We start from the raw sequence: 26,318 nt of genomic DNA on the forward strand, positions 1-26,318 counted from the left end.
TGATGGAACCACGACTTAAACCCGTGTCCGACAATGCCGTATTGGTTTCTTTCGCGGATGAACAATCCCAACAGGCGCATGACCAAGTGCTTGCATTGGACCGCGCCTTATCGCAAACCCCGCCGCATGGCATGGTCGAAGCGGTGCCAGCACTTGTGAATGTGTTGGTCGTGTTTGACCCTTTGGCAACGGAACATGAGGCCATCCAAGCGGCACTGTCTGATTTGCTTGTCGATTTGGAACCAAAGGCAACCAAGGGCAAAACCCATATCATTGAGGTATGTTATGATCCGTCCTTCGGACCCGATCTTGACGCTGTTGCCCAGGCGACCAACCTGACACGTGATGGAGTCATCAAAACGCATCTGACAGGGGAATACACCGCTTTGATGTATGGGTTTAGCCCGGGCTATGCTTACTTGGGCGGCGTGGCCAAGCCGATACAGATCCCCCGCAAATCCGCGCCTGTGCGCGGTGTGCCTGCGGGCAGCGTTATCATTGCAGGCCAACAGTGTCTGATAACCACACTGACCATGCCAACAGGCTGGTCCATCTTGGGGCGTTCTCCCACCAAGATTTTAACCGGGAATGCGGCGAGACCATTTTTGTTCGACGTCGGGGACACCATCCGCTTTACACAGATTGATCGCGAAACATTCGACATACGCCAAGGTGGTGACCCTGAATGACTGATGCGGTTCTGGCAGTTCAATATGCAGGCCCACTTGTGAGCATTCAGGATGAGGGGCGCGCAGGCCACATGCGGTTTGGTGTTCCACAATCAGGGCCGATGGACCGCCTGTCGTTTCGCGCTGCACATGCCGCATTGGGGCAAGACCACACAGGCAGCGCGATCGAAGTATCTCTGGGCGGGATCATCCTGAAATGCATCAAAGGTGCAGTCACCTTGGCCATTGCGGGCGGCGATTTCAGTGTTGCACATGCAGGCGCGACATCAAGCAATTGGACAGTTCTGACCATCGAAACAGGTCAAACGCTGTCGGTGCGTGCGGGAGGATCAGGCAGTTGGGCCTACATCGCTTTCGCTGGTGCACTTCAATCGCGCATGTGGCTCGGAAGCGCCGCCACACATACGTTGTCGGGGTTTGGCGGCGGTGTCATTCAAGCAGGCGACAGCTTGCGCATCACCCACCCCGTCGCGCATGAAGATCGCCTTGGGCAGATCGAACGGCCAATCGGGGACGATGGGCCAATTCGGGTTGTGATGGGTCCACAAGATCACCATTTCGACGATGCCGCGATTTCAGCGCTCATGTCATCGGCGTTCAATGTATCAGACGCATACGACCGGATGGGCATGCAGTTGACGGGGCCGAAGATCCCGCCGAAGGGGGCGTTGTCCATCCCGTCAGAACCTGTTTGCCGCGGTTCGATCCAAGTGAATGGTGATGGTATTGCGACGGTCCTCTTGGCGGATCATCAGACAACGGGTGGTTATCCGAAAATCGCCACCGTAGTTTCGGTTGATCAAGATCGGCTGGCGCAGATGCGGGCGGGCGACCCAATCAGCTTTGCGGCGATCACACCGCAGGATGCATTGGCCCTAAGGCGAAAAGCAACTTTGCAGCAGGCCCGCTATCTGGAGGCGATCGCCATTCCTAAAGGTAGCCTTGAACAACGCCTGATGCGGGAGAACCTTGTCGGCGGCATCATCGCCGATGCACCAGACGACTAAACTCAGCGCGCAATCTATCGTGGTGGCTAGTCCAGACGAACCCCTTGGCTGCTGTTTTGCTCGGCCGCCGAGAAGCCGATTTCATGCAGGACAAAATAAGCCCCGATCGAAATGACCGCGATAGTGGCAAACCCAGTTAACATTGCTTTCATTGCTTCAGTCCTTCTTGGGCGCATTGCGCATGAAATTGATAAGGTCACGTCTGTCCGATGCTTTGGCAATCACCTGCATTGGCATCTTTGATCCGGGTATATAATTGTCCGGTCCCTGCTTGAACAGGGCGTCGATGGTATCCTCGTCCCAGATGATGGGCGCGCCAGACAGCAGGGCAGAGTAGCGATAGTCTGGGACAGTTCCGGCCTTTCGGCCAAACACCCCATGCAAAGTTGGGCCCGCACGCCGCGAGGGGCCAGGCTCAAGGCTATGACAGATGGAGCATTTGCGCATAAATTGGCGTTCACCATTGCTCATGGTTTCCGCGTCTCGCAGAAAGCTGCGTGTGTCCCCGCCCGCAGGATCATAGGTATTGAGCAATGCGACAGGCCATGCGTAGATCACATCATCAATCCCGCCAGCATGGATAATCGCGCCGTCCGTTGAAAAGGCCAGCGCCCAAACAGGGCCTTGGCGCATGGCGCGGAAATCGCGGGCGATCTGCCACCGCGCCGTATCGATCATCATCAGGTAGCCCTCTCCGTCGCCAATGGCCAGCTGCGCGGTTTGAGGGTGGTGCGCCATCGAAAGTATGGGGCGGCGGTCCAACGTGAAGTCAGCAATATCTTCACCTGTCACGGGATGAATGACGCGGGTCGCACCATCCAGCGCACCATAGGCCAGCCACGTATCAGTCACCACAATACGGTTGATGCCAAACCCTTGATTGGCAATGACCCGCGAAGAAAGCCCGTCTGCGCCCTGCTCCCAAATGCGCACAGTGCCATCCGAAGACGCAGAGAACAGCGTGCCGTTGGGCGCAAAGGCCACATCCGTCACGTTGGATCGATGCCCCACAAGCGTTTGCGGCTCCTTCGCTTGGGCATCGCCGAACGAGTGAAGCTGGATCGAGCCGTCCCAACTGGCTGTGGCAACCAGGGCGCCCTGTGGTGCGACCGCTATTGCACTGATCTTGCCTTGATGCGTCGCAAGAACGATCGGGGGCTGCCCATCATCTCGCCAGTGCAGCACCCTGAAATCATCCCCGCCAGACAAAATGCCCAAGGACGGCGAAGTGGTGATCGCTGTGACTGCTGCATCATGCCCGTCTAACCAGTGCGCTGTGCCATCGGTCCATGTCGCAACTGTATTGTCAAAGCTGCCCGAAACCAATGTGCCTTGCTGCGTGACATCAAGAGACATGATCGGACCACCATGCCCCTTGAAGGTCGTAAAATCCTGCGCCCCTGCCATAAGCGGGACACATAGAAAAAGGCTACTCAGCAGGCGTCGCATTTTTGGGCGCCGTGCTGTCTTCACCTTTGATTTCTTCCAACCAGATCGAGTGGTGCTGACGGGCCCATGCCTCATCCACCTCGCCCGATCCCATCGCATCATAGGCGCCCTCCATACCGATTGAGCCGATGTAGATATGCGCGATGATGATGGCCATCAGAACAAAGCTGACGATCGCATGCCATGCTTGGGCCAGTTGCATCTCTTCTTGGGGGGCAAGTGTGGTTGGTAATTCAGCCATGCCAAGCACACCTGGAATGCCAAGGTCGTTCAGCACACCAAATGTCTTTGCAAATAGCGGCAACTCAAACGGGAAAAGCAGTGACAGGCCAGACATGGAAATCGAGCCACCAAGCAAAATACACGACCAGAAGATGATCTTTTGGCCCCCATTGAATTTCTTGGCTGGCGGGTGATTTGATCCGACAATTCCTCCCGCTTGGGCGAACCATTTGATGTCTGTGCGGTTCGGAATGTTATGCCAAACCCACATGAAAAATACGACGACCAAAGAAATCATAAACGCCCAAGCGACGTTGTTGTGAATAAATTTGGACCCGATCAGCAAGGTCGAGTTGAAGTCCTTGCCCAGATACGGCGCAATAAAATCGCGTCCGTATTTTACGAAAAGCCCCGTGAAGCCAAGCAGAACGAACGATCCTGCCATCACCCAATGCGCCATACGTTCGGCAAATTTGAAACGCGTCACGGTGCGACCCGTTCTGTCGTAATCCAGCGGGATGCGGCCACGAAGGACATAGAAAAGAATGAGCGCCGCGATGGTGCCAAGCAAAAGATAGCCGCCGTATGTGGCCAGTGGGCCTTTGCGGAATTCATACCATGCCATGCCGCCGTCCTGGATCAGCACTTTGGCCACATCACCGCCAGCCGAGACTGACACATCCGTTGTGCCGTAGCGCATCGCGCGCCAAAGTTCTGGGTCGGATGATCCGCCCAAGACACCCAACTGGCCTGACAATTCCTGCGCCGCACTTGCGGCATCGCCCGTTTTGGGCGCAACAACCTCGCCGCGCTGACGGGCAAGGATATCTTCTAGGGTTTGCGCCCCCCCTGTCGCCGAACGATCAATCTGTTCAGCGCCAGTGGGGCTGCTGGCCTCTTGCGCCATCACTGGCAGGGCCAAGGTAAGGAAGATCATGGTCAGAAACGCGCGCATCTGGAACCCTCGTCAAAATGAGATTTGCTTAGTGAAAAATCGGCGCGCCCGACAATTCAGGCGCGCCGACTTGATTGCTATCAACCGTCTTGTTGGCCGTAGGCGGAACCCCACCCCCAAGCACCCGACCCGAAGCCGCGTGCGACGACGCGTTCACGGTAGATGGCCGAGACGACATCGCCGTCACCTGCCAGAAGGGCTTTGGTTGAACACATCTCGGCACAGATGGGCAGTTTGCCTTCTGCGATCCGGTTGCGCCCGTATTTGGCGAACTCGGCTGTTGAGTGTGTTTCTTCGGGACCACCAGCACAGAAGGTACATTTGTCCATCTTGCCGCGTGAGCCGAAGTTGCCTGCCTGCGGGAACTGCGGCGCGCCAAACGGACACGCGTAGAAACAGTAACCACACCCGATGCAGAGGTCTTTGGAGTGCAAGACCACCCCTTCCTCGTTCTGGTAAAAACAGTCTACGGGGCAGACTGCCATACACGGTGCATCCGAACAGTGCATACAGGCCACGGAAATCGACCGTTCACCGGGATCACCATCATTGATGGTGACCACGCGGCGGCGGTTGATGCCCCACGGCACTTCGTGCTCGTTCTTACAAGCTGTGACACAGGCGTTACATTCAATGCAGCGCTCGGCGTCACATAGGAATTTTGCTCTTGCCATTCTCTAGTTCTCCTTACGCTGTCCAGATTTTACACAGGGTCGCTTTCGTCTCCTGCATCTGGGTTACTGAATCGTAGCCATAGGTCTGGGCCGTGTTGGTCGATTCACCCAAAACATAGGGGTCAGCCCCTTCTGGGTATTTCGACCGCTGGTCCTCGCCCTGGAAATGCCCACCAAAGTGGAAGGGCATAAAGGCCACACCTTCGCCAACACGGTTGGTGACCATCGCCATGACCTTCACCTTGCCGCCTTCGGGGCCTTCGACCCAAACTTGGCTTCCGTCACGCACGCCAAGGTTGTTGGCGTCGCGGGTGTTGATCTCGACGAACATGTCTTGCTGCAATTCGGCAAGCCATGGGTTCGACCGTGTTTCGTCACCGCCGCCCTCATATTCAACCAAGCGGCCTGATGTGAGGATGATCGGATAGTCCTTCGAGAAGTCCTGCTTTTGGATCGACGCATAGAGGGTCGGCAAGCGATACGCATGACGGTCCTCATAGGTTGGATAATCCTCAACAAGATCGCGCCGGTTGGTATACAGCGGCTCGCGGTGCACAGGCACGGGATCGGGGAAGGTCCACACGACAGCACGGGCTTTAGCGTTCCCGAAGGGCGCACAACCATGCTTGATCGCAACCCGCTGGATACCGCCAGACAAGTCGGTTTTCCAGTTGGTCTTTGGTCCGGCAACCACATCAATCGACGCGCGTTCTTCTGCGGTCAGATCACCGTCCCATCCAAGATCCATCAGCATCTGCATCGTAAATTCAGGATAACCATCCTTGATTTCCGACCCGACGCTATAGACCCCATCGGCCAGCAGGTTATCGCCATCCCGCTCAACGCCAAAGCGTGCACGGAATGTCAGACCACCCTCAGCCACAGGCTTGGACATGTCATAAAGGTTCGGCGTGCCCGGGTGCTTCATTTCGGGCGTGCCCCACGACGGCCACGGCAGACCATAATAGTCACCGTCAGCAGGCCCCCCAATGGCTTGCAGCGTTGTTCGGTCGAACGTGTGCTGGTTTTCCATATGGGTCTTGATCCGCTCGGGCGACTGGCCAGTGTAGCCAACAGTCCACATGCCGCGATTGATCTCGCGCAATGTATCCTCTGGCTCGGGCGTCAGGCCATCTTCCTCCAACTTGATGTTGCGGAAGATACGGTCGTGGAACCCAAACTTCTTTGAAAACAAAGCGATGATCTCGTGATCAGGTTTTGATTCAAACAAAGGTTCGATGACCTGCTCGCGCCACTGGACAGAGCGGTTCGAGGCCGTGGCAGACCCACGTGTTTCAAATTGCGTGGTTGCGGGCAACAGATACACACCATCTTCGCGATCATGCAAAACGGCCGACACAGTTGGGAACGGGTCAATGACGACCAGCATATCCAGCTGTTCCATCGCTTTCTTCATCTCAACCATACGGGTTTGAGAGTTCGGCGCGTGGCCCCAAAGCACCATGGCACGCACAGCATTCGGGTTGTCGGTGTTCGCAGGGTCTTCGAGAACGCCGTCGATCCAGCGCGACACGGGTATCCCCGTCAGGTTCTGAAGCGACTTTTCTTTGCCGTCTGCACCTGTGGTTTTGTCAAAGCGGCTGGCAAGCCAGTCCGCATCTTCTTCCCAAACACGTGCCCAATGCGCCCATGCACCCGCCGACAGGCCGTAGTAGCCTGGAAGCGTATGGGACAGCACGCCAAGGTCAGTTGCACCTTGCACGTTGTCGTGGCCACGGAAGATGTTTGTTCCGCCGCCTTCGGTACCCATGTTGCCAAGCGCAAGCTGCAGAATGCAGTATGCACGGGTGTTGTTGTTGCCGTTGGTGTGTTGCGTGCCGCCCATGCACCAAATCACGGTGCCGGGACGGTTGTTGGCCAACGTGCGTGCAACGCGCTTGAGCTGCGATCCGGGCGCACCTGTCACGCGTTCAACTTCTTCGGGCGTCCATCTTGCAACTTCTTCCCTGATCTGGTCCATGCCCCAAACACGGGTGCGAATAAACTCTTTGTCCTCCCATCCGTTATCGAAGATGTGCCACAGGATGCCCCAAACCAGAGCAACGTCCGAACCGGGACGGAAACGCACGTATTCATCTGCATGTGCCGCTGTGCGCGTAAAACGCGGGTCGCAAACAATGATTGGCGCGTTATTCTGCTCTTTTGCACGCAGAATGTGCAGCAGCGAAACGGGGTGCGCCTCTGCCGCGTTCGAGCCGATCATGAAGATCGCTTTGGACTTGTGAATGTCATTGTAGCTGTTGGTCATGGCGCCGTAGCCCCATGTGTTTGCCACACCGGCCACAGTCGTCGAGTGGCAGATCCGTGCTTGGTGATCCACATTGTTTGTGCCCCAATAGGCGGCAAACTTGCGGAACAGATAAGCCTGCTCGTTGCTATGCTTGGCTGATCCCAACCAATAGACACTATCAGGGCCGCTTTCGTCACGGATCTTCATCATGCCGCCGCCGATTTCATCGATGGCTTGTTCCCATGAGATGCGAACCCATTCGCCGTTCTCTTTTTTCATGGGGTATTTCAGGCGGCGTTCACCGTGGGCGTGTTCGCGCACGGATGCCCCTTTGGCGCAGTGCGCACCAAGGTTGAACGGGCTGTCCCAACCAGGTTCCTGACCTGTCCAGACACCATCTTGCACCTCTGCCACAACGGTACAACCGACCGAGCAGTGCGTACACACCGTCTTTTTCAATTCAACTGATCCTGCCGCTGCAGCCGATGCTGCATTGGCTTGTGTTACCGTGCCACCCGTCGCAGCAATCGCTGACAGGCCGCCAATGACCAGACCTGATCCACGCAGGAAAGCGCGGCGGTCAACAGACGCATTTGCAGCGTCCGACAGGATACTTGTCCTCTGGGGGCGTCGCGCAACCCCGTTGGTCTTTTTCCTAAGCATTTTTCCCTCCTTGCTAGCATCCGACGAACGGACACTTGCTTGGCTTTCGTTGACCTTCAGCAGTCGGGCGTCACGCAACCAGTCGCTGATGATCTATCCCGTCCGAGCTTATTCCCGCACGAGATCCTCCCGTATGCAGCACGCTAGAAGCGTGCGCTTTCAAAATACGCACGGGTATGTGCGGTATCTTGCATCTTTTCGGACGTCAGATCAGGCTCGGCGGCCTGTGCTGTTGTCCCTGTGGCAACGGCTACAGCACCCAAGGGTGCGGCAGTTACTGCCACTTTCAGAAAGTCGCGGCGCGTAGCACCTTCTTCTTTCTTGCTCATGCGATCAGTCTCCTTCTCGCTGGTTTGGACGGTTACCCGCCCCTTAATGACGCCTTAGCTGGCGCCGCTCATCCGAAAGGCTTCCGCCTCTACAGACATGAAAATTTTACCGACCGTTCCAACCGGCGAATAGAAAACCGAGGTTTTGGCTTCTTCCAGATCGGTAAAGAAATGCCCCGCCCAAGGGCCGATGTGCCGGTTGAAAAAATCCTTCTGGGCCGTCAAATCCGCGGGCGGCCCGAAACGGCCCACGATCATTGCCGCCATCATCTCCATCAGGCTAGCAATGCTGTCCTCTGGCTCGAACACGGTATCCGACCGCTGCATGCCGCGCGCCATCATATCTTGGCGCAGCAACGCAAGTGGCTTTTCGTTCAAAAACCCAGTCAGGTAATAACTCGCAAAGGGCAGCAATTCCCCGCGCCCCAACCCGACAAACAGCTTGTTGAATTCCGAAACTGCGGCTTTGGGCTTGGTCACTTTTGCAAGCTTTGCAAGGGTCGCAATGGCCTTGCCAAGCTCCGTATCATCGCCTTGCAAACCAGCCGTTTGAGTAAGCAGCATCTCTTCTGGCGGACGGGCCAGCAATGCACCCAAAAAGTTGTAAAGATCGGCACGGGCGCGATCCATATCAGAGATTTGAATGTCTGTAGCGGCTGTCATCTGATCATCATCCATCTCTTATGCGTCAACATAGGCAAAGCGCATGCGGCGCTGTGGTTGGGCAATTGCGTCTGGTTCGGCGGGCGTAACAAACGGCGCAGCCTCTGCCATCTCATCTTCTGGGTTAGGGTCATCCGCTGCATCGTCTGCTTGGGCTCGCTGCGGGTCATCATTGAGTGTGTCAGATGCTTGCGCGACGTCCTGCGTCATCTCATCTTCCGCAATATCCGCTTCGTCCGCCTCATCGTCATCCGCAAAAGCCGTCAGCATGCCTTTGCCCACTTGATAGACGGTCTGCATATTTTCCAAAACGGTGGCGGAATCCGTGAAATCCTCGCCGTAATCTACCAAGCCATCCAAATTCGCCAGCATCGGGTTCAATCGCCACAGCCGACGCAGCGCACGTGTCTTGAGACGTTGTGGCAACTGGGCGCGCAAAAACTCCTGAACGGCTTCGGGACTATCAAGCGTATCGGGGTCGGGTTGGTTTGCCTCGGCCAACAATTCTTCATCAGGGCGGTCTTCCAGCTGCGCAAGCTCCGCCTCGGCCACAGCAAGCTGTTCGGCCTGCGTCTCGGCCTCTACCCCTGCACGCCTGCGGGACCAGAAATCACGACCGCGGCTCAATGCACACGCTTTCGTTGTCTGGCAGGCGATGCAAAGATATCAGCCGCGCTGGCAATGCGCGGATCACCTTTGCCATCTTGCGTAATATCGATGCGCTTTTTGTCCCGTTTGCGTTTTACAAAGGCCTCTTCGTGGTGATGGGCGGTTACAAATCGCTGCACCCACGCCAGAAGGCCCTCGGTCATTGGAACTTTTTCAACCAACTCTTCACCGCTGTCGGTGTAGTCCTGCGCCTCGTAAGGAGAGGCTGTGACAAGCACCACATCCAGCGGGTCCGCGCTCTCGCCTTCGCGCATGATCACGTAAATTGACGGGTCTTTCGCAGATAGGCCGTGAAGGTAGGCCTCTGTTTCGGCCCCATGAAGATCCAAAGACAAGGTTGCCGCATGGTATTCCACAGCGTCGCCATCCCGACGCAGCTCTTGCCAATGCGCATCCGAAGCACCCGGCAACACAGCAACAGCTTTCCAGCTGTGCTTGGCCCAACGCGTAACCCCAGGCAGACGCCTGACAACAACACCAATCGGCATTGTGTCGAATTGATCAGGATTATGAATCAGGACCGGCTCCTCCACTGTCTACGACTGTATGCAATTTAAACAGACATGGATAATTGCCAATCTGTCGCAATGCATACAAATTCATCTGGCTGAACGCTGGCGAGGCGTTCTATGAAAATTCGATTGTTATATTCAAACCTTTGAGGATAACGTGAGTCAAGGATTATGCGGCAAAACGTGAAAAACCTAACGCCGCTACGGGAGATTTCATGGCCAAGACGTTGATCACCTGCGATTGCGCAGGCACGCAATCTATTGATGCAGAGGCTCTCTCGCAGGCAAGTGGGCTTGAGGTTCGAAAGCCCTGCACCGCTTTGTGCACCGCCCAACTCGATAAGGCGCAAGCCGCCCTTGAAACAGGGGATGCCGTCTTTTGCTGCACCCAAGAAACCCGCACATTTGAGGAATTGGCCGAAAGCCTTTCTCTGGCTGCGCCGCCCACACTTGATCTGAGGGACCGCGCGGGGTGGAGTGATGACAGCGCACCCAAGACCCCGAAAATGGCAGCACTCATTGCAGAGGCCATGCTGCCCCCAACACCCGACAAAACCGTCGATGTGATAAGCGAAGGCCTGTGTCTGATCCTCGGGCCAGCGGATGTGACCCTGCCAGCCGCTGAACAGCTCAAAGACCATCTTGGCGTCACAGTGCTTTTGGACAACGCAGACGACGTACCCGACACGCGGGAGTTCGATGCAATCGTCGGCAAGTTGCGCCGCGCCAAAGGGGCGTTTGCGGGATTTGATCTTGTGATTGATGCGCTTCAACAACCCGACCCAACAGGGCGCGGCGCCTTCACGCTGAGCGAACCGCGCGATGGCGCCGTTTCACAGTGTGACATCATTTTGGATTTGCGTGGCACCACACCGTTGTTTCCCGCACCCGAAAAACGCGAAGGGTATCTGCGGGCGGATCCTGCACATCCGCCCTCCGTCGCCGCGGCTGTAATGGCAGCATCGCATATGCTTGGCACATTCGAAAAAACGCTTTTTGTAAAGACAGAGCCTTTGCTGTGCGCCCATTCGCGTGCCGAACAGACAGGCTGCACACGCTGTCTTGACCTCTGCCCGACAGGGGCCATCGTATCAGCTGGCGATCATGTCGAGATTGATCCAATGGTTTGCGCAGGGTGCGGCGCGTGTTCCGCTGCTTGCCCGTCTGGCGCGATTTCTTACGATGCCCCGCCTGTGGATGCCACCATGATGCGGGTGCAGACTTTGGCCAAAGCGTATCTGGACGCAGGTGGGTCGGCCCCGAAATTGCTGGTGCATGACGCCCATGGCGGTGAGATGGTCCGCCTGTCCGCACGGTTTGGACGCGGCTTGCCCGCAGATGTCATCCCGATGGAAATGTCTGCGATTGGCGCCTTTGGGCATGCCGAAATCATTGCAGGGCTGGCCGCAGGGTTTGCCCATGTTTCGCTTCTTCCCGGTCCTGGCGCGGATCGCGCGGCACTGAACACCGAGATTGCCTACGCTACCGCGATTGCAGGCGAAGGGAAAATCGGCTTGATTGATACACCTGATCCCGATGCAATGAGCGATGCGCTCTACACTCTGTCCGCGCCAAGCCCCGTTGCCACCCCCGTGCGCCCAATGGGAACCCGCCGCCAGATCACACGACAAGCCGCACGTGCCTTGCACCCGCAGACCGATCAGATCGCGCTGCCCGATGGCGCGCCTTATGGCGCGGTTCTGGTCGATACGGATGCCTGCACCTTGTGCCTGTCGTGCGTGTCGCTTTGTCCGTCAGGGGCGCTTGGCGATAATGAAGACAAGCCGCAGCTACGGTTTCAGGAAGATGCCTGCCTGCAATGCGGGCTTTGTGCCAATGTCTGCCCTGAAGATGCAATCACGTATGAACCACGATTGGACCTGACTGATGCCGCGTTGCGCCAAGACGTTCTGAATGAGGAAGAGCCCTTTCCTTGTGTCGAATGCGGCGCCTTGTTCGGCTCGAAGTCCGCCATTGATCGCATCACCGAAAAGCTGAGCGATCACGCGATGTTCGCTGGCGACAAGCTGCGGATGATCCAGATGTGTGATACTTGCAGGATCAATGCCCAATATCATTCCACAGACAATCCATTTCAGGGTGCCGACCGGCCCCGTGTACGCACAACAGACGACTATCTGTCAAAACGGCGCGATCACTGATGTTGCAAGGGCTGGCCCAGATCAGCAGCGTCCATGGCATCAACATAGGCCATGATGGCGTCCAAATCCTCCAGCGAGAGTGTAATCGGCGCGATCGGAGAGGGACGATCATTTGCAAAAGGGGGCGTCACCCCATCGATCTGCGTGAAGGCAGGATGGGGTTTGAGAACGTAAAACGCACTGAAGCGGCTCTCCCAGTCACTCAAACTGCGCAACACCGCAAAACTGGGTGTCGAGCCAATATCAATTTGTCCACGTCCCGCTTGGGTCACGTGACAGCGCGCACATTTAACGTGCGAAATCTCTTGGCCCAAGATGGCGGTGCTGTCCATTTCACGCACCTTTGCCACAACGGTTTGCAACGTGGGTTCGGCAAAAAGCGCTTGGCCATCTGGCGCAAAACTCAGAACGGTATCCGTGCCCACACCAGACTGCAGCCACGTTTTGAGCCGCAGCGCCGCATCCGTTTCAGTGCTGACAGACACACCCCAGGTTGTGCCAAATCCGTCGAACAACGCATGCCCATCGCGGTCCAGAACCAATTCAGCTGCCGTTGGCTGCGCCACAAATTCGATCCGCACCTGCGTTTTGAGCGAAAAGCGCGGAGCAAGATGCTGCATCACACCGCTTTGCACCAACTCGGGCGCTGCATAAACGCGGACCAGCCGATCATCGGCATGGACCTGGGTGGCAAGAAAAGACAAGATCAGCAACAGCACGCGCATGATCCAAGCCTAGGCCGTTCATGTGCGATCGGTCAACAAAACCAATTTTCAATCGGGGAGAGTTCAGATGGATGACGACTTCAACATGTCGATGCGCAAGTTTCTCAAGCAAGTGGGCGTGACATCGCAAAAGGCCATAGAAGATGCCGTGCGTGATGCAGGCACATCGGGCAAAAACTATGCTGTCAAAGCAGTGATAACCATTGAAGAGCTTGGCATGACACATACGGTCGACGGCCAAATCAAAGGACAGGACTAAACACGTGGCTGTGACCAGAGAACAAGTGCTCGAAACCCTCAAGGCAATCGAAGCACCAGGCGGCGATATCGTCGCCAGTGGCGTGATGCGCGCGCTGAACGTGGACGGCGGCACAGTGCGCTTTGTCATGGAGATCAATCCACGCGAGGCCAAAATCTATGAAGCGGTCAAGGCCAGTGCCGAAAGCGCCGTCGGCGCGTTGGACGGTGTTGATGCGGTGTCAATCGTGTTGACGGGCCACACCGAAACCGCTCCGCCAGAACTGCGTCCAAGCAAACCAGCCGAACCCAAAGGCCCCCAAAAGGTGCCGGGGATCGACCGCATTCTGGCGATTGCTTCGGGCAAGGGCGGCGTTGGCAAGTCAACCGTTTCAGCCAACCTTGCCTGCGCTTTGGCCCAACAGGGCCGCCGTGTTGGCTTGCTGGATGCTGATGTGTACGGCCCCTCGCAACCTCGTATGTTGGGTGTGTCGGGTCGTCCTGCATCGCCTGATGGAAAAACGATCCTGCCGATGCGCAACCATGGTGTCACCATGATGTCGATTGGTCTGATGATGAACGAAGACCAAGCTGTTGTCTGGCGCGGGCCAATGCTTATGGGCGCGCTTCAGCAGATGTTGACCCAAGTGCAATGGGGCGCTTTGGATGTGCTGATCGTGGATTTGCCACCAGGGACGGGTGATGTGCAGATGACGCTGGCGCAAAAGGCGGAAGTCACAGGTGCAGTGATTGTCTCTACGCCCCAAGACGTGGCCCTTTTGGATGCACGCAAAGGCATAGATATGTTCCAGCAATTGAAGGTTCCAATTGTTGGCATGATCGAAAATATGAGCACGCATATCTGTTCTGCCTGTGGTCATGAAGAGCATGTGTTCGGACACGGCGGTGTTGCAGCCGAAGCTGAAAAACTCAACGTGCCGCTGCTTGCTGAAGTGCCGCTTGATCTGCAAATCCGCCTTGCTGCAGATGGTGGTGCGCCCATCGTGGTCAGCCAACCGGACAGCACGCAGGCCAAAGCGTTTCAGGACATCGCAAAAGATCTCGTTGCAAAGGGTGCTGCATGACGCCCGAACAGATCAACTTTCCCCCGCTGATGTGGGGAGAGCAAGCAACAGACAACGCGTTTGATCATGCCGTTCGCCGCGCGACATTGGGCTGTGATGCGGGTTTGGTGAGCTATCTTCTTGGCGCCATGTCGATGGAGGGGGCATTGGTCTTTGCGCCCGAAGTGCCGCTTAAACGCGCGATGTCGATGCTTCCGCTTTGTGGTGTGGGGTTTCAAAACGCTCTGGGTGCGCTGGCACCACCAGAGGTAGCTGTCCATCTTGATTGGTGGGGTCAAATCCGGATCAATGGCGCACGGTGCGGCGGCTTTCGGGCGATGGCCTCTGATACCGATGCAGACGCAATTCCCGACTGGTTGGTGATTGGCTTTACCCTGCCATTATTGCCCCCGAACGAGGAAACGGGCCTCACGCCTGATCAAACCGCGCTTTTTGCAGAAGGCTGCGCGGATGTCTCGCCCCCTCACCTGCTTGAGGCGTGGGCGCGGCACACGCTGAACTGGCTCAACCGTTGGGAAGATGATGGATCGGCAGCCTTGCATAGCGACTGGCGCGGCATTGCCTATGGCATCGGCGAACCCGTTGAAAACCAGTCGCACACTGGCACCTTTCTGGGTGTCGATGAAGACTTCGGGATGCTTTTGCGCGATAGCGAGACCACGCATCTGATCCCGCTCACAGCTGTTTTGGAGACTTGATATGAAGCTTGCCCGCGCCATCCATTTCGACGAAAGCGATATGAATGTCTTTGCCAGCCCTGCGCGTACCGGCGAATGGTGCATCTCTGGTGGTTTTGAGTTTTCCAATTGGACAGAAGCCGATTTGGCCGGCAAAGCGCGCCAAGCGTTTGCAAACGGTTGGTTCGGGCTGGAAACAGGGGGCCGCGTCACATTCGTCGCGGTCACCCAGTTGGAAGAGACAGAGCGCGAAACGCTGACATCGCTTTTGGCGCAGCATTTCGTAACCTACTACGGCGCCCCGTCTGTCGAGGCTGCCAAACCAGTCGCAGCAGAAGAAATCGCCCAGATGATCGAGCTTTGTGAAGATCACGACGCCAACACCCTTTTGACGGTTGCGCGTGAATTAACCGAAGCAGGTGTCCGCGAAAGCTATCGCACCATAGCGCCACAGGATGCGGGGTTGGATCAATTTGCGATCCACGGTGACATGGATCACTAATCGCTACTGCGCGTTAAAAACGAACAGTCCTTCACCGTCGATGGTATAGCCGTTGATCAAATCAGCAGCCTTTTGCGAGGTTAGCCAGGTTTCCAGCTGCGCTGTAAGATCCGCTTTGACGTGATCATGCAGCGCGGGGTTCACGGGCAGATAGGCGTATTGGTTGAACAAAACGGGATCGCCAGCAAACAAAAGGTCCAGATTGCCCTTGTTCCCGAAGTTCAGCCAGCTTGCACGGTCCGACATAATATAGGCATCAAGCCCTGATGCGATGTTCAACGCCGCACCCATGCCCGCGCCCGCCGCATTATACCACGGTCCAAACGCGGACACGTCTGTTTGTGCCCAAAGGCTCAGCTCTTTTTTATGGGTGCCGCTGTCATCGCCGCGGCTGACAAATGTTGCCCCGCTTTGCGCAATGCCTTCCAAAGCAGCCGTGGCGGTCTGCGCCTGCGCGATGCCCGCAGGATCGCTCGAGGGTCCAATAAAAACAAAGTCATTATACATGATTTCGCGGCGGTGCGTGCCAAATCCCGCTGCGATAAACGCATCCTCGGCGGTGCGGGAGTGAACCAAAATCGCGTCTACATCGCCCGCCTCCCCCAGTTTGAGCGCCTGTCCCGTGCCCACGATCAGCAATTGCACCTCAATGCCCGTGTCCGCTTGGATTTCGGGCAACAGGACATCGGCAAGACCCGAGTTATGAAAGGACGTTGTTACCGCCATGCGCATCTGGCTGTCCGCCATTGCAGCACTGCCGACCAAAAGGGCAAAGGCCCACACACTCAAAAACCGTATCATGCGATGATATCTCCTCTTAAAAACGCACGCGCCTGTTCCGTTTTGGGGCTGTCAAAAAAGGTTGACGCGGCATCTTGCTCGCCCACAGATCCGTTTACCAAGAACACCACGTCATCCGCAATGCGCCGCGCTTGCCCCATATCATGGGTCGACATAATCAGGCGCGTGCCTGCTGCTTTGGCCTCTTGCAAAATCCCCTCGATGTCCCGCGTTGCGCGACCATCCAGCGAAGATGTCGGTTCGTCCAGAAAGACAAGTGCAGGTTTGGTAATGAGCGCACGCGCGATGGCCAGCTTTTGCTGCTCGCCCCCCGAAAGAACAACGGCACTACGTTCCAGAAAATCCTCAAGACCCACGGCGCGTGCAGCTGTCTCAGCGCGCGCATGTGCATCCGTTTTGCGCGCGCCTTTCAACCGCAAGGGATACATCAGGTTCTCGCGCACAGTGCGGCGCAACATGACGGGCCGTTGAAAAACAAAGGCCTGTGCCTCACGCGCTTTTGCGGTGTCGCAGGCCCACTGCACAGACCCTTTGTTCAAACGTGCCGTGCCGTGCATCAGGCGAAGAAGGGTCGTTTTGCCAGCGCCATTCGGCCCGATGACAACCGTAACCCCATGGCCTTCCAAAGACAGATCAATCGGACCAATCAATCGTTTGCCGCGCCGCGATGTTTCGGCCGCTTGCAAAACAAGTGGAAACATAACGCTCACCACCGGCTCTCCTGCTCTGTCTGGCCCATCCAGTGAATAATCAGGTTAACGCTGATGGCCAAAGCAATCAGAATGAAGCCCAAGGCAAGCGCAAGCGCGAACTGGCCCTTGCCTGTTTCAAGCGCAATCGCCGTGGTTAACACGCGGGTCACATTATCAATGTTGCCGCCCACAATCATGATGGCACCCACCTCGCCAATACCGCGCCCGAACCCCGCAAGCGCCGCGGTCAGCAATGCGCGGCGCGCGTCCCACAACAGGGTGCGCACCTTTTGCGACTGGGTGACATTCATGGAAATCAACAGATCATGGTATTCGGCCCAAAGATCGCGCAATGATTGATGCGCGATCGACGCGATCAGCGGGACGATAATGATCACCTGTGCGATGATCATTGCCGTTGGCGTGAACAGAAGTCCAAGCGCACCCAACGGGCCAGAGCGCGACAAAAGGATGTAAACGATCAAACCCACCACCACAGGTGGCAGCCCCATCAGCGCGTTTAACACCGCGATGGTGGCCCGCCGCCACCGATACCGACGCACTGCCAGCATTGCAGCCAAAGGCAGCGCAATCGCACATGCAATCACCAGCGCCGTCAGCGTCACCCGCAGCGAACGCAGCGCAATGTCCAAAAGTTCCGCATCCAGAGTGACGACCAACCAAAAGGCCTGACGCAATCCGTCCCAAAGATCGACGATAGCAGGCCTCCTTTTGAATTCCCGTGTCGTGGTGTTGGCTGTCGGCAAAATGCGCGGTTTCGCACCGCGATACCAGCCCCCTTTGTGCCTAGATGACGGCCGTTTCTACAATCTTTCGTCCCGCCGGTATGCGGTCATAGTTGAATTCGGACATATCAAGGGTTTGGTAGGCACCATGCACCAAAAGCTCGGCCGTGCCACGCCCCATCGCAGGAGATTGCTGTAAGCCATGTCCTGAAAACCCATTCAGAAAAAAGAAGTTCTCGACTTCTGTGTGCGCACCCATGATCGCGTTATGGTCAAAGGTATTCATCGCATAGTGCCCTGCCCATTCGGTTTGCACCTTGATGGCTTCAAACTGTGGAATGCGTGTAGCCAGGACGGGCCAGACGTGATCCTGCCAAATCGCATGATCCATCGTAAAGTCATCGTAATCCACCGCGGGGTCCACATCTGAATGCGCCCCGGCCTGATACGTGCCACCGCCGTTTTCGCGCACATGCACGCCAGACGGATCAATGGTAAGCGGTAAGGGGCGATCCAGTGGCGTTTGGGCTGAAAACACCCATGAATAGCGCTTGCGTGGTTCAACGGGCAAAACAATGCCCGCCATCTGCGATGTGCGCGTCGCGCGTGGCCCCGACGCATTGACCACCTGACCACATGAAACCACGTCACCCGATGCCAGCGTGACGCTTTGCACCCGATCGCCTGCCGCAGTCTTTGTCATGGCAACCGCTTCGTTCTCGATGAACTCTACACCGCGCTCTCGCGCCGATCTGCGCCACCAATCAAACACGGCAATAGCGTCCCAATACCCTTCATCGACGTGATTGATCGACCCAAGCAAGATGTCGTCGACGTTGTAAAACGGATAGGCCGCTTTGATCTCTTCGGCCGACATCAGCTGCGTCGCCGCTCCCGCCCGATGTTGCACAGTTTGACAGGCGCGCAGCACATCCGCGAACGCCTGCGTATCGGCCAGATACATATAGCCAAACGATTGGATCGACAGGTCAGGAACCCGGCTGTCCCCTCCCATATAGTTGCGCAAATTCTTTACAAAATCCGCAGCAAACTGGCTGATCCGCACATTCAACTCGGTCGAAAACTGCTGACGCATACACGAATTGGCGTGCATGGTTGAGGTGTTCTCATAGCTCATATCGCGATCAACAACCAAAACGCGGCCGTCAAAATCCGGCTGTTCGGTCAAAAACCAAGCGGTTGATGCGCCCATGATTGCACCGCCTATGATGATGACGTCATAATTTTCCGACAATGGCTTTGTGAGGGGCATGCTCTCTCCGCTTTTGTAACATCAAAAGAAGGTCAGGTTCCGCGTCACCTTTGGCCGTCAAACTGCGAAAGGCAATATAGGCAAACGCCTTTGGCCCGAAATATCGACACAAGCCGCTTTAACCCGCCGCCCCCGTCCGCGCAGCAAATGACTGCGTTATACGCCAGAAAGATGCGTCGCGTGTATCAAAAAAGTTGGAAGTGGCGGACCGAGGAGGATTCGAACCCCCGACCCCCTGATTCGTAGTCAGGTACTCTATCCAGCTGAGCTATCGGTCCACTGGCGGCTGATCTAACGCCGCTGCAAAACTGTTGCAAGGCCAAATCTTGTTATGACTTGAATTTCCTTGTCTGCTATTCCGCAGCATTCGCGATCGTCAGGTCAGACTTGGGCAAGCAAATCTCGAAACAGGTGCCCGTCGCGTCGGAAAATGAAAGCTCCAAAGACCCGCCGTGGCCGCGTATCAATTCCTGGCTGATCAGCAGGCCAAGGCCAGTGCCGCCCTTTCGCGCATTGCCTTGGAAGGCAGTAAACAGGTTCTCTTGCGCTTTCATCGGCAGGCCCGGCCCTGTATCGCGGACACGTATCCACCACGCTTCGGTCGTTTCTTCGGCCGAAATCGCAATTTCGCCCGCCTCTCCATTCGCGATGATGGCTTGCCGCGCGTTGCGCACCAAGTTGCCCAGAACGCGGTAAAGCTGTTCGCTGTCGGCCCGCACCATCAAGTGGCTTGGTACATCTTCGGCAAAGCTGAGATCAAATTCACCAACGGCCAGACGCTCGGAGGCGATCACATCTTCGACCACATCGATCAGCGCAAAGCGATTAAGGGTCGGGGCCGGCTCTTCGGCTTTGCCAAAGGCCAGCGTGCTTTCACACAGGTTCACCGCGCGGGTGATCGAGTTCACCAGTTTGGGCGCAAGGCGCGCCACCATCGGGTCTTCGCTGCTTTCAATGCGGTCGGTGAACAGCTGTGCCGAAGTCAGGATGTTACGCAAATCATGGCTGATCTTGCTGACCGCGCCGCCCAGTTGCGCCAAACGGTCCTTTTGCTTAAGCGATGCCGTCAGCTGCGCTTGCAGTTCGGCCAGTGCTTCTTGTGCATCGCGCAACTCGCGCGTGCTTGAGGTCGGAGCAATGATGCGGCGGGCGTCCTCCGGGGCTTTCTGGTAACTTTTCATCGAATGGATCACATCCTTGATCGGACGGACCAGAACGATCCGAACAGCCAAGAAAAGCAGCCCCGCTGTCACCACCGAAATCAAAAGCGAAATCCAAAGAATGTTCACGCCGTAGTCGAGCATGGCTTCACGTAGCGTTTTGGTATCCATCGTGACTTCGATCAACGTGCCTGCATCATTGACCGGGTTGCCAACCACCCTGATCACCCGTTGCTCGGTATCGATCAGACGCGCGAGGGCATCCCGCAGCAGAACCAGTGCCGAAGGGTCACGTAAATCGAATGTTGCGTGAATTTCCTGCGGGATCGGGGAGGACAGCGCCAAACGGCGCACATCATTTCGGCGAAGGACAACGTTAAAGACACCTGCGTTGCGCAAAAGTTCGGCCTCGGTCTCGGCAGAGATCATATCGTTTTCCAATGTGGCCAACGATGCGATCTGCGCGCGTTCCAGCCGCGCCAGAAGATAGTCCTCGCGGAACCGCGCGACTGAGGGGACAAAGATCAACACCTCAGCGATCATCACAAAGATAATCGTCAGGATCAGAAATCGGCCTGATAGGGTATTGAACATCGGTCCTCCGCCGCGCGGGTCAGTAGTTTATGGTATCACACGCTGCACGAAACGCACGACCCGTTTGACCATCGCACTGTCAAACAGTTTGGGGCTAAAATACTGCCCCGCCGCGCGTTTGTTGATCTCGGCAATCGTGGGGTATGGCAGCACCGTATTGGCAATCGCCGACATCTTGAGGCCATTGGCAATTGCCATCGCCCACATGCCGATCAGCTCACCCGCCATGGCCCCTGCGATTGACGCGCCAACAGGTTTGCCCTTGACCACCATCACTTTGATCAACCCTTTGGTTTTGCCTTCGGCAATCGCGCGGTCATTTTCGTGATAGGGGAAGCGCACAACAGTCAGCTGATCGCCATGCTTTTCTTGGGCTTGCGCTTCTGTAAGGCCAACCTGGGCCAATTCAGGATCGGTATAAGTGGCCCATGGGATGTGATCGGTCTTGGCCTTGGCAGGCAGGCCCAGAACAAGGCTGCGCACCAAAATGCCCGCGTGATAGCCTGCGACATGGGTAAACTGCAGACCACCCGCGGCGTCGCCCACTGCATAAACCTTCTTGTTGGTCGAGCGCAGGGAGGCATCCACTGTGACGCCGCCACGTGTGTATTCAACGCCCGCCGCTTCAAGGTTCAGCTTGTCGATGTTGACTTTACGGCCCACCGCCACCAGCAGATGGGAGCCTGTGAAATCGCCCTTCGGCGTATGCACTGTGACGCTTCCGTCTGTGCCGCTGATACGTTCGGCCTGCGCGCCTTCGACAATCTCAATGCCCTCGGCTTTCAGGTTGTCCAGCACGACCGCGGCCATTTCCGGATCGTCTTTGCCCATGGCTTTTGCGCCTTCGATCACGGTCACCTTGCTGCCAAGACGACGGTGAGCTTGGGCCATCTCAAGACCGATGGGGCCACCGCCGATGACAATCAAATGCTCTGGCTGGTCGCGCAGATCAAAGATATTTTCGTTGGTGAAATACGGCACACCATCGATGCCATCGATGGGCGGCACAAAGGGGCCAGAACCTGTGGCAATCACGATGCGGCGGGCGGTGATGATATGCTCGCCCGCTTTCACCTCGGTCGGGCTGATGAACTCGCCGAACTCGCGGATCACGCGCACACCGAAGCCTTCGAAACGCTCTTGGCTGTCGACGGGCGCAATCGTGTCAATCGTGGCGCGCACATGGTCCTTGGCCGCCGCATAGTTTACCTGCGGCACAACGGGCGTCACCCCAAAGGTATTACCCGTTTCCATCGCATGCGCCTGCTTGCCTGCGGCGATCAGCGCCTTGGAAGGAACACAGCCGAAGTTCAGGCAATCGCCGCCCATCAGGTGACCTTCCAGCAATGTCACATCAGCGCCCATCTGGCTGGCACCTGCGGCAATCGAAAGACCACCAGAGCCTGCGCCGATGATGAGGATATCTGTTTTAATCTTTGTCATTGTTACAGTCCTTGCTTGCCGCGCACGGCTTTGATCACGATTGGCAGGGCTGCAAGAACACAGAGGCCAAGAATGGGGAACAGAATTTGAGGCTCAAAAATGATGCCGAGGTTCGGGGTTTCGCCACGCTCGAACACGGCGCCAAGGCCTGCGCCCACGGATGTATAAACGACCGATCCTGGGATGATCCCGAAGAAGGTCGAAATCACGAAACGGCGCAGCGGCACACCGACGAAGGATGGCACAAGGTTGGCCACGAAAAACGGCACGGCGGGCACAAGGCGGATCAGGAAAAGCATCGACCATTGGTTTTCGTCGATCCCGTCTTTGATCTTTTTGACGATCCCGTCGCTGGTTTCCATCTTGGCGGCCAGCTTTTCGCCAAAGCCCCAACGCGCTGCCAGAAAGATCGCCGTGGCACCCAATGTGGCCGCTGTCATATTGAACAACGCACCCGGAAACGTGGCGAACAAAAAGCCGCCTGTCAGGGTCGCGATGGTCGCGCCAGGCAGGCTGAAGGCCACAATCAAGGTGTAGATTGCGATAAATCCCAATACAGCGGCCACATAATTGGCATCCCGAAATGCCAAGAGGGCTTCGCGGTTATCGGCCAAGGCTTGAAACGTCAGATAGTCTTTAAGGGTGAAGGCACCAATCACAGCGATTGCGCCGATACCAAGGATAGGAAGAAGGCGGCCAATGCCACCTTTTTGCGAATTTTCAGTCATGTCAGTCATGGGGTCAGGGTCTCTTTGAATGTGAAGTTGCACCTTAAATGGCGGATGGTTGATAAATTCGATAGGGTGCGAACGGTCGGGTAACGTCCCATTGATATGATCACGGTAAATGTTACAGTTTCAGGCATATGTGACAGCTTGTAGCGCGGATTATTGCAACAATTCGCACATCTGACGCGGCAAACCGAATTGACAGGTGGCGCGGGCCCCTCTATTGCACGGGCTTCGAATGACATTGGCCTTCGAATCCCTGTTGTGGGTGGTTTGGGTCACGAAACGTAAGAGGACTGCGATATGAAACGCACCTACCAACCATCGAACCTTGTTCGCAAACGCCGCCACGGTTTCCGCGCGCGCATGGCCACCAAAGCTGGCCGTAAAATCCTGAACGCACGCCGCGCACGTGGCCGTAAATCGCTGAGCGCATAAGCGCCGGCGGGGTCTTATGACTTCGCGTTCGGATATAAAAGATCAAACCGCCGCGACCTCGTCGCAGGCGGTTTTTCCTGTTATGGATACGTTAGTGCAGCGCAGCGACTTTCTCAAAGCGTCTCGCGCCAAGCGGCAAGGCACTGTTGGTGTGCACCTGCAAGCCCGCTATCGCGGTGATGATATGCCGCCACGTGTGGGCTTTACATGTTCAAAGAAGGTCGGGAATGCCGTGGCCCGCAACCGCGCCAAGCGGCGCCTACGTGAGGCCGCGCGCCTTGTCCTTCCGTTCAAGGGCATCGCTGGTTGGGACTATGTTTTGATCGGACGGCGCGAGGCGACTGCAACACGCGATTTCAAAGATCTGCAAAATGACTTGCGATATGCTTTGAAAAAAGTTCACGCGTCATGACCCCTTTGGCATTCGTCTTTGCACTGCCTGTGCGCGCGTACCGCGCGGTTTTCAGCCCTTGGGTCGGACATAACTGCCGCTACCAACCAACCTGCAGTGCCTATGCTTTGGAGGCGCTTGAGCAACACGGCGCAATCAAGGGCGCATGGCTAACAATCCGTCGGATCGGTCGTTGTCATCCTTGGGGGCGTGACGGGTATGATCCCGTGCCCAAAAGAAACCGGGACAACGACTGATGGAGCACGGGTTTTGGAAATGGCTGTGGCGGTTCAACGGCGTGGCCATTGCGACTGCGGCCTCTCTCGTCATCGGGGTGCTGTTGTGGGAAATCACGCGCGATTTTCGGCGTGACGCGTTTCCAACGGCCACCACGGATGTTGTCGTCGCATCAGGCGACACCGATGAGGCAAGCCAGCACCTGCGCACCGAGCTGAGTTATGGCATTGCCGAGGAAACCGGACGCGAATGGCTCTATGTGGTGCCAATCTTCGTTGCGCAAACCTATCGCAATCGCGATATTTCCAAGGACGCACGCGGTACGCTTTTGGACTACGCCGTGGTGGATAAACGCGACGGGAGCGCCAAAAGACTGTTTGGCAATGGCACGCGCGTTATTTTGCAGACCACGCCCTTGGTGCATCGCACATTGAACAAGACCCAACGTATCGGCACGCTCCTTTTGATCGTGGAAGCGGATACAAATGGAAATGGCCAGTTGAGCGGGAATGATGGTGCAACACTCTACTTGGTCGATCCCGAATGGATGCAAGCCGATGTTTTGGCCACGGACCTACGTGATGTTCATTCGGTAAACGTTTTAGACCCCACAACCTTTGACTTCATAGCCGTAGGGCAAAACGGCCTGACGTTATCAAGCGCAACGACCGCCCCCGCACAGGTGATCGGCCAGATCACACTGCCGCGGCTGGATTAACTTTTTCCAAAAGTGATAATCACCTTGCCGATATCCACACCAAACCGCTTTATATAGGCAATGTTGAGCAGGCGATCTTCTGACAAAAGCCACATCCAATCGTCAAATGTGACGCGAAGCGTATCCACGGTGCCGTCAGCCGCCGGAACAGGCAGGTCGATCGTGTAGGTCCAATTAAACGTATCGCCACGTTCTTCACCTGTCGCGATGCCAATGACGCCAGGCGCCGTGCCTTTCCACGTAGTATCCGAAGTTTTTTGAAGCGACCAAATGCGCTGCTCGGTTGAACCGTCCTCGTACATAAAATCCTCGGTCAGGGTCAGTGTCTGACCGTCCCATTCGCCATCTATCTGCACCTCGAAACGGCGGCGAACAGTGCCAAGAACATCCTGAAATTGGCCGTAGGCAATCAAATCTCCCTCAAAGAACTCTTCCAAGTTCAAAGTCCGATCACTCAGCTTGGCATCATCCAAAGACGGCTTGGGCGTGCAGGCCGCCACAAAAAGCACTGCAAAAATCCAAAGATAGCGCATGAATACGTCTCCCCTTTGAACGACAGCTAGCGTAAAACGGCGCAAATGAAAGACGGACGCTTTGCCATGCTGGACGACAACGACGACATTCACCCACTATTTTACGGCGCGCCGCGCACTACAGAATTCAAGAAGCTGCGCAAACGGATTGTGCGCCAAACCCGCGAAGCGATTGACCAATACGGTATGATCGAACGCGATGCCCGTTGGCTTGTTTGTCTGTCTGGCGGCAAAGACAGCTACACTTTGCTGGCTGTGCTACATGAATTGCAATGGCGCGGCCTGCTACCTGTCGACATTCTGGCGTGCAATCTGGACCAGGGCCAACCGGGTTTTCCCGCCACTGTGCTGCCTGCGTTTTTGGAAAAAATGGATGTGCCGCATCGGATTGAGTATCAAGACACCTATTCAATTGTGATGGACAAGGTCCCCGAAGGTCGGACGTTTTGCGCATTGTGTTCGCGCCTGCGCCGCGGCAACCTTTACCGCATCGCCCGTGAAGAAGGCTGCTCTGCCGTTGTGCTTGGACACCACCGTGATGATATCCTTGAGACGTTCTTCATGAACCTGTTCCATGGCGGGCGCCTTGCAACAATGCCGCCCAAACTGGTGAACGAGGAAGGTGACCTGTTTGTCTACCGCCCGCTTGCGCATGTGGCTGAAACCGACTGCGACGCCTTTGCGCGCGCGATGGACTATCCGATCATCCCGTGCGACCTGTGCGGAAGTCAGGACGGGCTGCAACGTCAGCAAGTCAAAGCGATCCTGGATGGTTGGGAGAAAAACAGCCCCGGCCGCAGACAGGTCATGTTCCGCGCACTGACAAATGCGCGCCCATCGCATCTTCTGGATGCAAACCTCTTTGATTTTCAGGGGCTTATGCGGGAAATGACAGAAGTTGACTCAAAGTCTAATCAAGTCCCCAAGCTGCGTTAATAAACCAGTCATGCTGCTTTTCTAAGGTGCTTGTATGAAGGCTGCTGCATCCGCACAGCCGCGCCATGCGAGACATCTGCCATGCACCTTAGAATCGTGAAATCCTTTCGGTTGAATGCTGTCGCAACAGCGTTCCTTTGCCTCGGTCCCGCGCTGA

Annotated in this window: 30 protein-coding genes and 1 tRNA gene; 12 read left to right on the plus strand and 19 right to left on the minus strand. The window is 56.4% G+C overall.

The genetic code is table 11. The annotated features are described in order from the left end of the window. Positions 1-2 precede the first annotated feature (2 nt). Both pxpB and L1065_RS05645 read left to right on the plus strand, forming a co-directional pair. Complete coding sequence (pxpB, locus tag L1065_RS05640) at positions 3-689, plus strand: 5-oxoprolinase subunit PxpB (protein WP_237094449.1); 687 nt, start codon at positions 3-5, stop codon at positions 687-689. Further along, positions 686-1,696, plus strand: coding sequence for a biotin-dependent carboxyltransferase family protein (locus tag L1065_RS05645; protein WP_237094450.1), 1,011 nt, complete (start codon positions 686-688; stop codon positions 1,694-1,696). Before pxpB ends, L1065_RS05645 begins: the two co-directional genes overlap by 4 nt. Positions 1,697-1,722: 26 nt before the next feature. Here L1065_RS05645 and L1065_RS15815 read toward each other — a convergent pair whose 3' ends face one another. The 9 genes from L1065_RS15815 to L1065_RS05685 form a co-directional block, all read right to left on the minus strand. Next, positions 1,723-1,848, minus strand: a complete 126-nt coding sequence (locus L1065_RS15815; protein WP_255766077.1) for a hypothetical protein — start codon at positions 1,846-1,848, stop codon at positions 1,723-1,725. 4 nt (positions 1,849-1,852) lie between these two features. Continuing rightward, positions 1,853-3,145: a c-type cytochrome gene (locus tag L1065_RS05650; RefSeq protein WP_237094451.1), complete on the minus strand. Its 1,293-nt coding sequence runs from the start codon at positions 3,143-3,145 to the stop codon at positions 1,853-1,855. Next, positions 3,126-4,322 (minus strand): formate dehydrogenase subunit gamma, encoded by a 1,197-nt coding sequence (locus L1065_RS05655; RefSeq protein ID WP_370641142.1) that lies wholly within the window; start codon positions 4,320-4,322, stop codon positions 3,126-3,128. The genes L1065_RS05650 and L1065_RS05655 overlap by 20 nt, the downstream gene beginning before the upstream one ends. Before the next feature lie 80 nt (positions 4,323-4,402). Beyond that, on the minus strand, positions 4,403-4,996 hold the full coding sequence (gene fdh3B, locus L1065_RS05660) for a formate dehydrogenase FDH3 subunit beta (protein ID WP_237094452.1): 594 nt from the start codon (positions 4,994-4,996) through the stop codon (positions 4,403-4,405). Between the two features lie 13 nt (positions 4,997-5,009). Further along, a complete protein-coding gene (locus L1065_RS05665) occupies positions 5,010-7,910 on the minus strand; it encodes a formate dehydrogenase subunit alpha (RefSeq protein WP_237094453.1) in 2,901 nt (966 codons plus the stop codon). Positions 7,911-8,053: 143 nt separating this feature from the next. Further along, entirely contained in the window at positions 8,054-8,239 is a 186-nt protein-coding gene (locus tag L1065_RS05670; RefSeq protein ID WP_237094454.1) for a twin-arginine translocation pathway signal protein, read from the minus strand. 54 nt (positions 8,240-8,293) lie between these two features. Further along, positions 8,294-8,902 carry a molecular chaperone gene (locus tag L1065_RS05675; protein ID WP_237094455.1) on the minus strand — a complete coding sequence of 203 codons (609 nt, stop codon included), beginning with the start codon at positions 8,900-8,902 and terminating at the stop codon, positions 8,294-8,296. 18 nt (positions 8,903-8,920) lie between these two features. Beyond that, positions 8,921-9,529: a DUF3306 domain-containing protein gene (locus L1065_RS05680; RefSeq protein ID WP_237094456.1), complete on the minus strand. Its 609-nt coding sequence runs from the start codon at positions 9,527-9,529 to the stop codon at positions 8,921-8,923. After that, on the minus strand, positions 9,526-10,059 hold the full coding sequence (locus tag L1065_RS05685; RefSeq protein ID WP_237094558.1) for a DUF3305 domain-containing protein: 534 nt from the start codon (positions 10,057-10,059) through the stop codon (positions 9,526-9,528). The genes L1065_RS05680 and L1065_RS05685 overlap by 4 nt, the downstream gene beginning before the upstream one ends. A gap of 239 nt (positions 10,060-10,298) precedes the next feature. Between L1065_RS05685 and L1065_RS05690 the strand changes: the two genes are divergently transcribed. Further along, positions 10,299-12,245 carry a 4Fe-4S binding protein gene (locus L1065_RS05690; protein ID WP_237094457.1) on the plus strand — a complete coding sequence of 649 codons (1,947 nt, stop codon included), beginning with the start codon at positions 10,299-10,301 and terminating at the stop codon, positions 12,243-12,245. Here L1065_RS05690 and L1065_RS05695 read toward each other — a convergent pair. Then, the gene (locus L1065_RS05695; protein ID WP_237094458.1) at positions 12,239-12,970 is read right to left on the minus strand and encodes a hypothetical protein; all 732 of its coding nucleotides are present in this window, start codon (positions 12,968-12,970) and stop codon (positions 12,239-12,241) included. The two genes, L1065_RS05690 and L1065_RS05695, sit on opposite strands and share 7 nt — an antisense overlap. Positions 12,971-13,037: 67 nt before the next feature. On the opposite strand from L1065_RS05695, the gene L1065_RS05700 reads away from it, so the two are divergent. From L1065_RS05700 to L1065_RS05715, 4 genes are read left to right on the plus strand one after another with little or no spacing between them, the layout of a single operon-like run. Continuing rightward, a complete protein-coding gene (locus L1065_RS05700; RefSeq protein WP_237094459.1) occupies positions 13,038-13,229 on the plus strand; it encodes a DUF6494 family protein in 192 nt (63 codons plus the stop codon). Positions 13,230-13,233: 4 nt separating this feature from the next. After that, entirely contained in the window at positions 13,234-14,292 is a 1,059-nt protein-coding gene (locus L1065_RS05705) for a P-loop NTPase (protein ID WP_237094460.1), read from the plus strand. Then, complete coding sequence (locus L1065_RS05710) at positions 14,289-14,990, plus strand: biotin/lipoate--protein ligase family protein (RefSeq protein ID WP_237094461.1); 702 nt, start codon at positions 14,289-14,291, stop codon at positions 14,988-14,990. The genes L1065_RS05705 and L1065_RS05710 overlap by 4 nt, the downstream gene beginning before the upstream one ends. 1 nt (position 14,991) lies before the next feature. Further along, positions 14,992-15,471, plus strand: a complete 480-nt coding sequence (locus L1065_RS05715; RefSeq protein ID WP_237094462.1) for a DUF6505 family protein — start codon at positions 14,992-14,994, stop codon at positions 15,469-15,471. 3 nt (positions 15,472-15,474) lie between these two features. Here the strand turns inward: L1065_RS05715 and L1065_RS05720 are convergent, their stop codons facing one another. From L1065_RS05720 to L1065_RS05755, 8 genes are all read right to left on the minus strand, one after another. Beyond that, complete coding sequence (locus tag L1065_RS05720) at positions 15,475-16,272, minus strand: substrate-binding domain-containing protein (RefSeq protein ID WP_237094463.1); 798 nt, start codon at positions 16,270-16,272, stop codon at positions 15,475-15,477. Further along, a complete protein-coding gene (locus tag L1065_RS05725; RefSeq protein ID WP_237094559.1) occupies positions 16,269-16,973 on the minus strand; it encodes an ATP-binding cassette domain-containing protein in 705 nt (234 codons plus the stop codon). Before L1065_RS05725 ends, L1065_RS05720 begins: the two co-directional genes overlap by 4 nt. 5 nt (positions 16,974-16,978) lie before the next feature. After that, entirely contained in the window at positions 16,979-17,683 is a 705-nt protein-coding gene (locus L1065_RS05730; RefSeq protein ID WP_237094560.1) for an ABC transporter permease, read from the minus strand. Between the two features lie 88 nt (positions 17,684-17,771). Beyond that, positions 17,772-18,983 carry an FAD-binding oxidoreductase gene (locus L1065_RS05735; RefSeq protein ID WP_237094464.1) on the minus strand — a complete coding sequence of 404 codons (1,212 nt, stop codon included), beginning with the start codon at positions 18,981-18,983 and terminating at the stop codon, positions 17,772-17,774. A gap of 201 nt (positions 18,984-19,184) precedes the next feature. Continuing rightward, a tRNA-Arg gene (locus L1065_RS05740) sits at positions 19,185-19,261 on the minus strand. 75 nt (positions 19,262-19,336) lie between these two features. Further along, positions 19,337-20,737 carry a sensor histidine kinase KdpD gene (locus L1065_RS05745; RefSeq protein ID WP_237094465.1) on the minus strand — a complete coding sequence of 467 codons (1,401 nt, stop codon included), beginning with the start codon at positions 20,735-20,737 and terminating at the stop codon, positions 19,337-19,339. Between the two features lie 27 nt (positions 20,738-20,764). Beyond that, complete coding sequence (locus L1065_RS05750) at positions 20,765-22,180, minus strand: NAD(P)/FAD-dependent oxidoreductase (RefSeq protein WP_237094466.1); 1,416 nt, start codon at positions 22,178-22,180, stop codon at positions 20,765-20,767. A gap of 2 nt (positions 22,181-22,182) precedes the next feature. Next, positions 22,183-22,917, minus strand: coding sequence for a TVP38/TMEM64 family protein (locus L1065_RS05755; protein ID WP_237094467.1), 735 nt, complete (start codon positions 22,915-22,917; stop codon positions 22,183-22,185). A 294-nt stretch (positions 22,918-23,211) separates the two neighbouring features. Between L1065_RS05755 and rpmH the strand changes: the two genes are divergently transcribed. Genes rpmH through L1065_RS05775 form a run of 4 tightly spaced genes read left to right on the plus strand, consistent with a single transcriptional unit; the run spans position 23,212 to position 24,692 of the window. Beyond that, positions 23,212-23,346, plus strand: a complete 135-nt coding sequence (gene rpmH, locus L1065_RS05760) for a 50S ribosomal protein L34 (RefSeq protein ID WP_005980833.1) — start codon at positions 23,212-23,214, stop codon at positions 23,344-23,346. Positions 23,347-23,362: 16 nt separating this feature from the next. Continuing rightward, entirely contained in the window at positions 23,363-23,758 is a 396-nt protein-coding gene (rnpA, locus tag L1065_RS05765; protein WP_370641143.1) for a ribonuclease P protein component, read from the plus strand. After that, the gene (yidD, locus tag L1065_RS05770) at positions 23,755-23,994 is read left to right on the plus strand and encodes a membrane protein insertion efficiency factor YidD (protein ID WP_237094468.1); all 240 of its coding nucleotides are present in this window, start codon (positions 23,755-23,757) and stop codon (positions 23,992-23,994) included. The genes rnpA and yidD overlap by 4 nt, the downstream gene beginning before the upstream one ends. Continuing rightward, a complete protein-coding gene (locus L1065_RS05775) occupies positions 23,994-24,692 on the plus strand; it encodes a hypothetical protein (protein WP_237094469.1) in 699 nt (232 codons plus the stop codon). Before yidD ends, L1065_RS05775 begins: the two co-directional genes overlap by 1 nt. Here the strand turns inward: L1065_RS05775 and L1065_RS05780 are convergent. Continuing rightward, positions 24,689-25,225 carry a DUF3833 domain-containing protein gene (locus L1065_RS05780; RefSeq protein ID WP_237094470.1) on the minus strand — a complete coding sequence of 179 codons (537 nt, stop codon included), beginning with the start codon at positions 25,223-25,225 and terminating at the stop codon, positions 24,689-24,691. The genes L1065_RS05775 and L1065_RS05780 overlap by 4 nt on opposite strands. Before the next feature lie 66 nt (positions 25,226-25,291). Between L1065_RS05780 and ttcA the strand changes: the two genes are divergently transcribed. After that, positions 25,292-26,161 (plus strand): tRNA 2-thiocytidine(32) synthetase TtcA, encoded by an 870-nt coding sequence (ttcA, locus tag L1065_RS05785; RefSeq protein WP_237094562.1) that lies wholly within the window; start codon positions 25,292-25,294, stop codon positions 26,159-26,161. Positions 26,162-26,318: the final 157 nt, after the last annotated feature.

Source organism: Nereida sp. MMG025 (assembly GCF_021654165.1).
Taxonomy (GTDB): Bacteria; Pseudomonadota; Alphaproteobacteria; order Rhodobacterales; family Rhodobacteraceae; genus Nereida.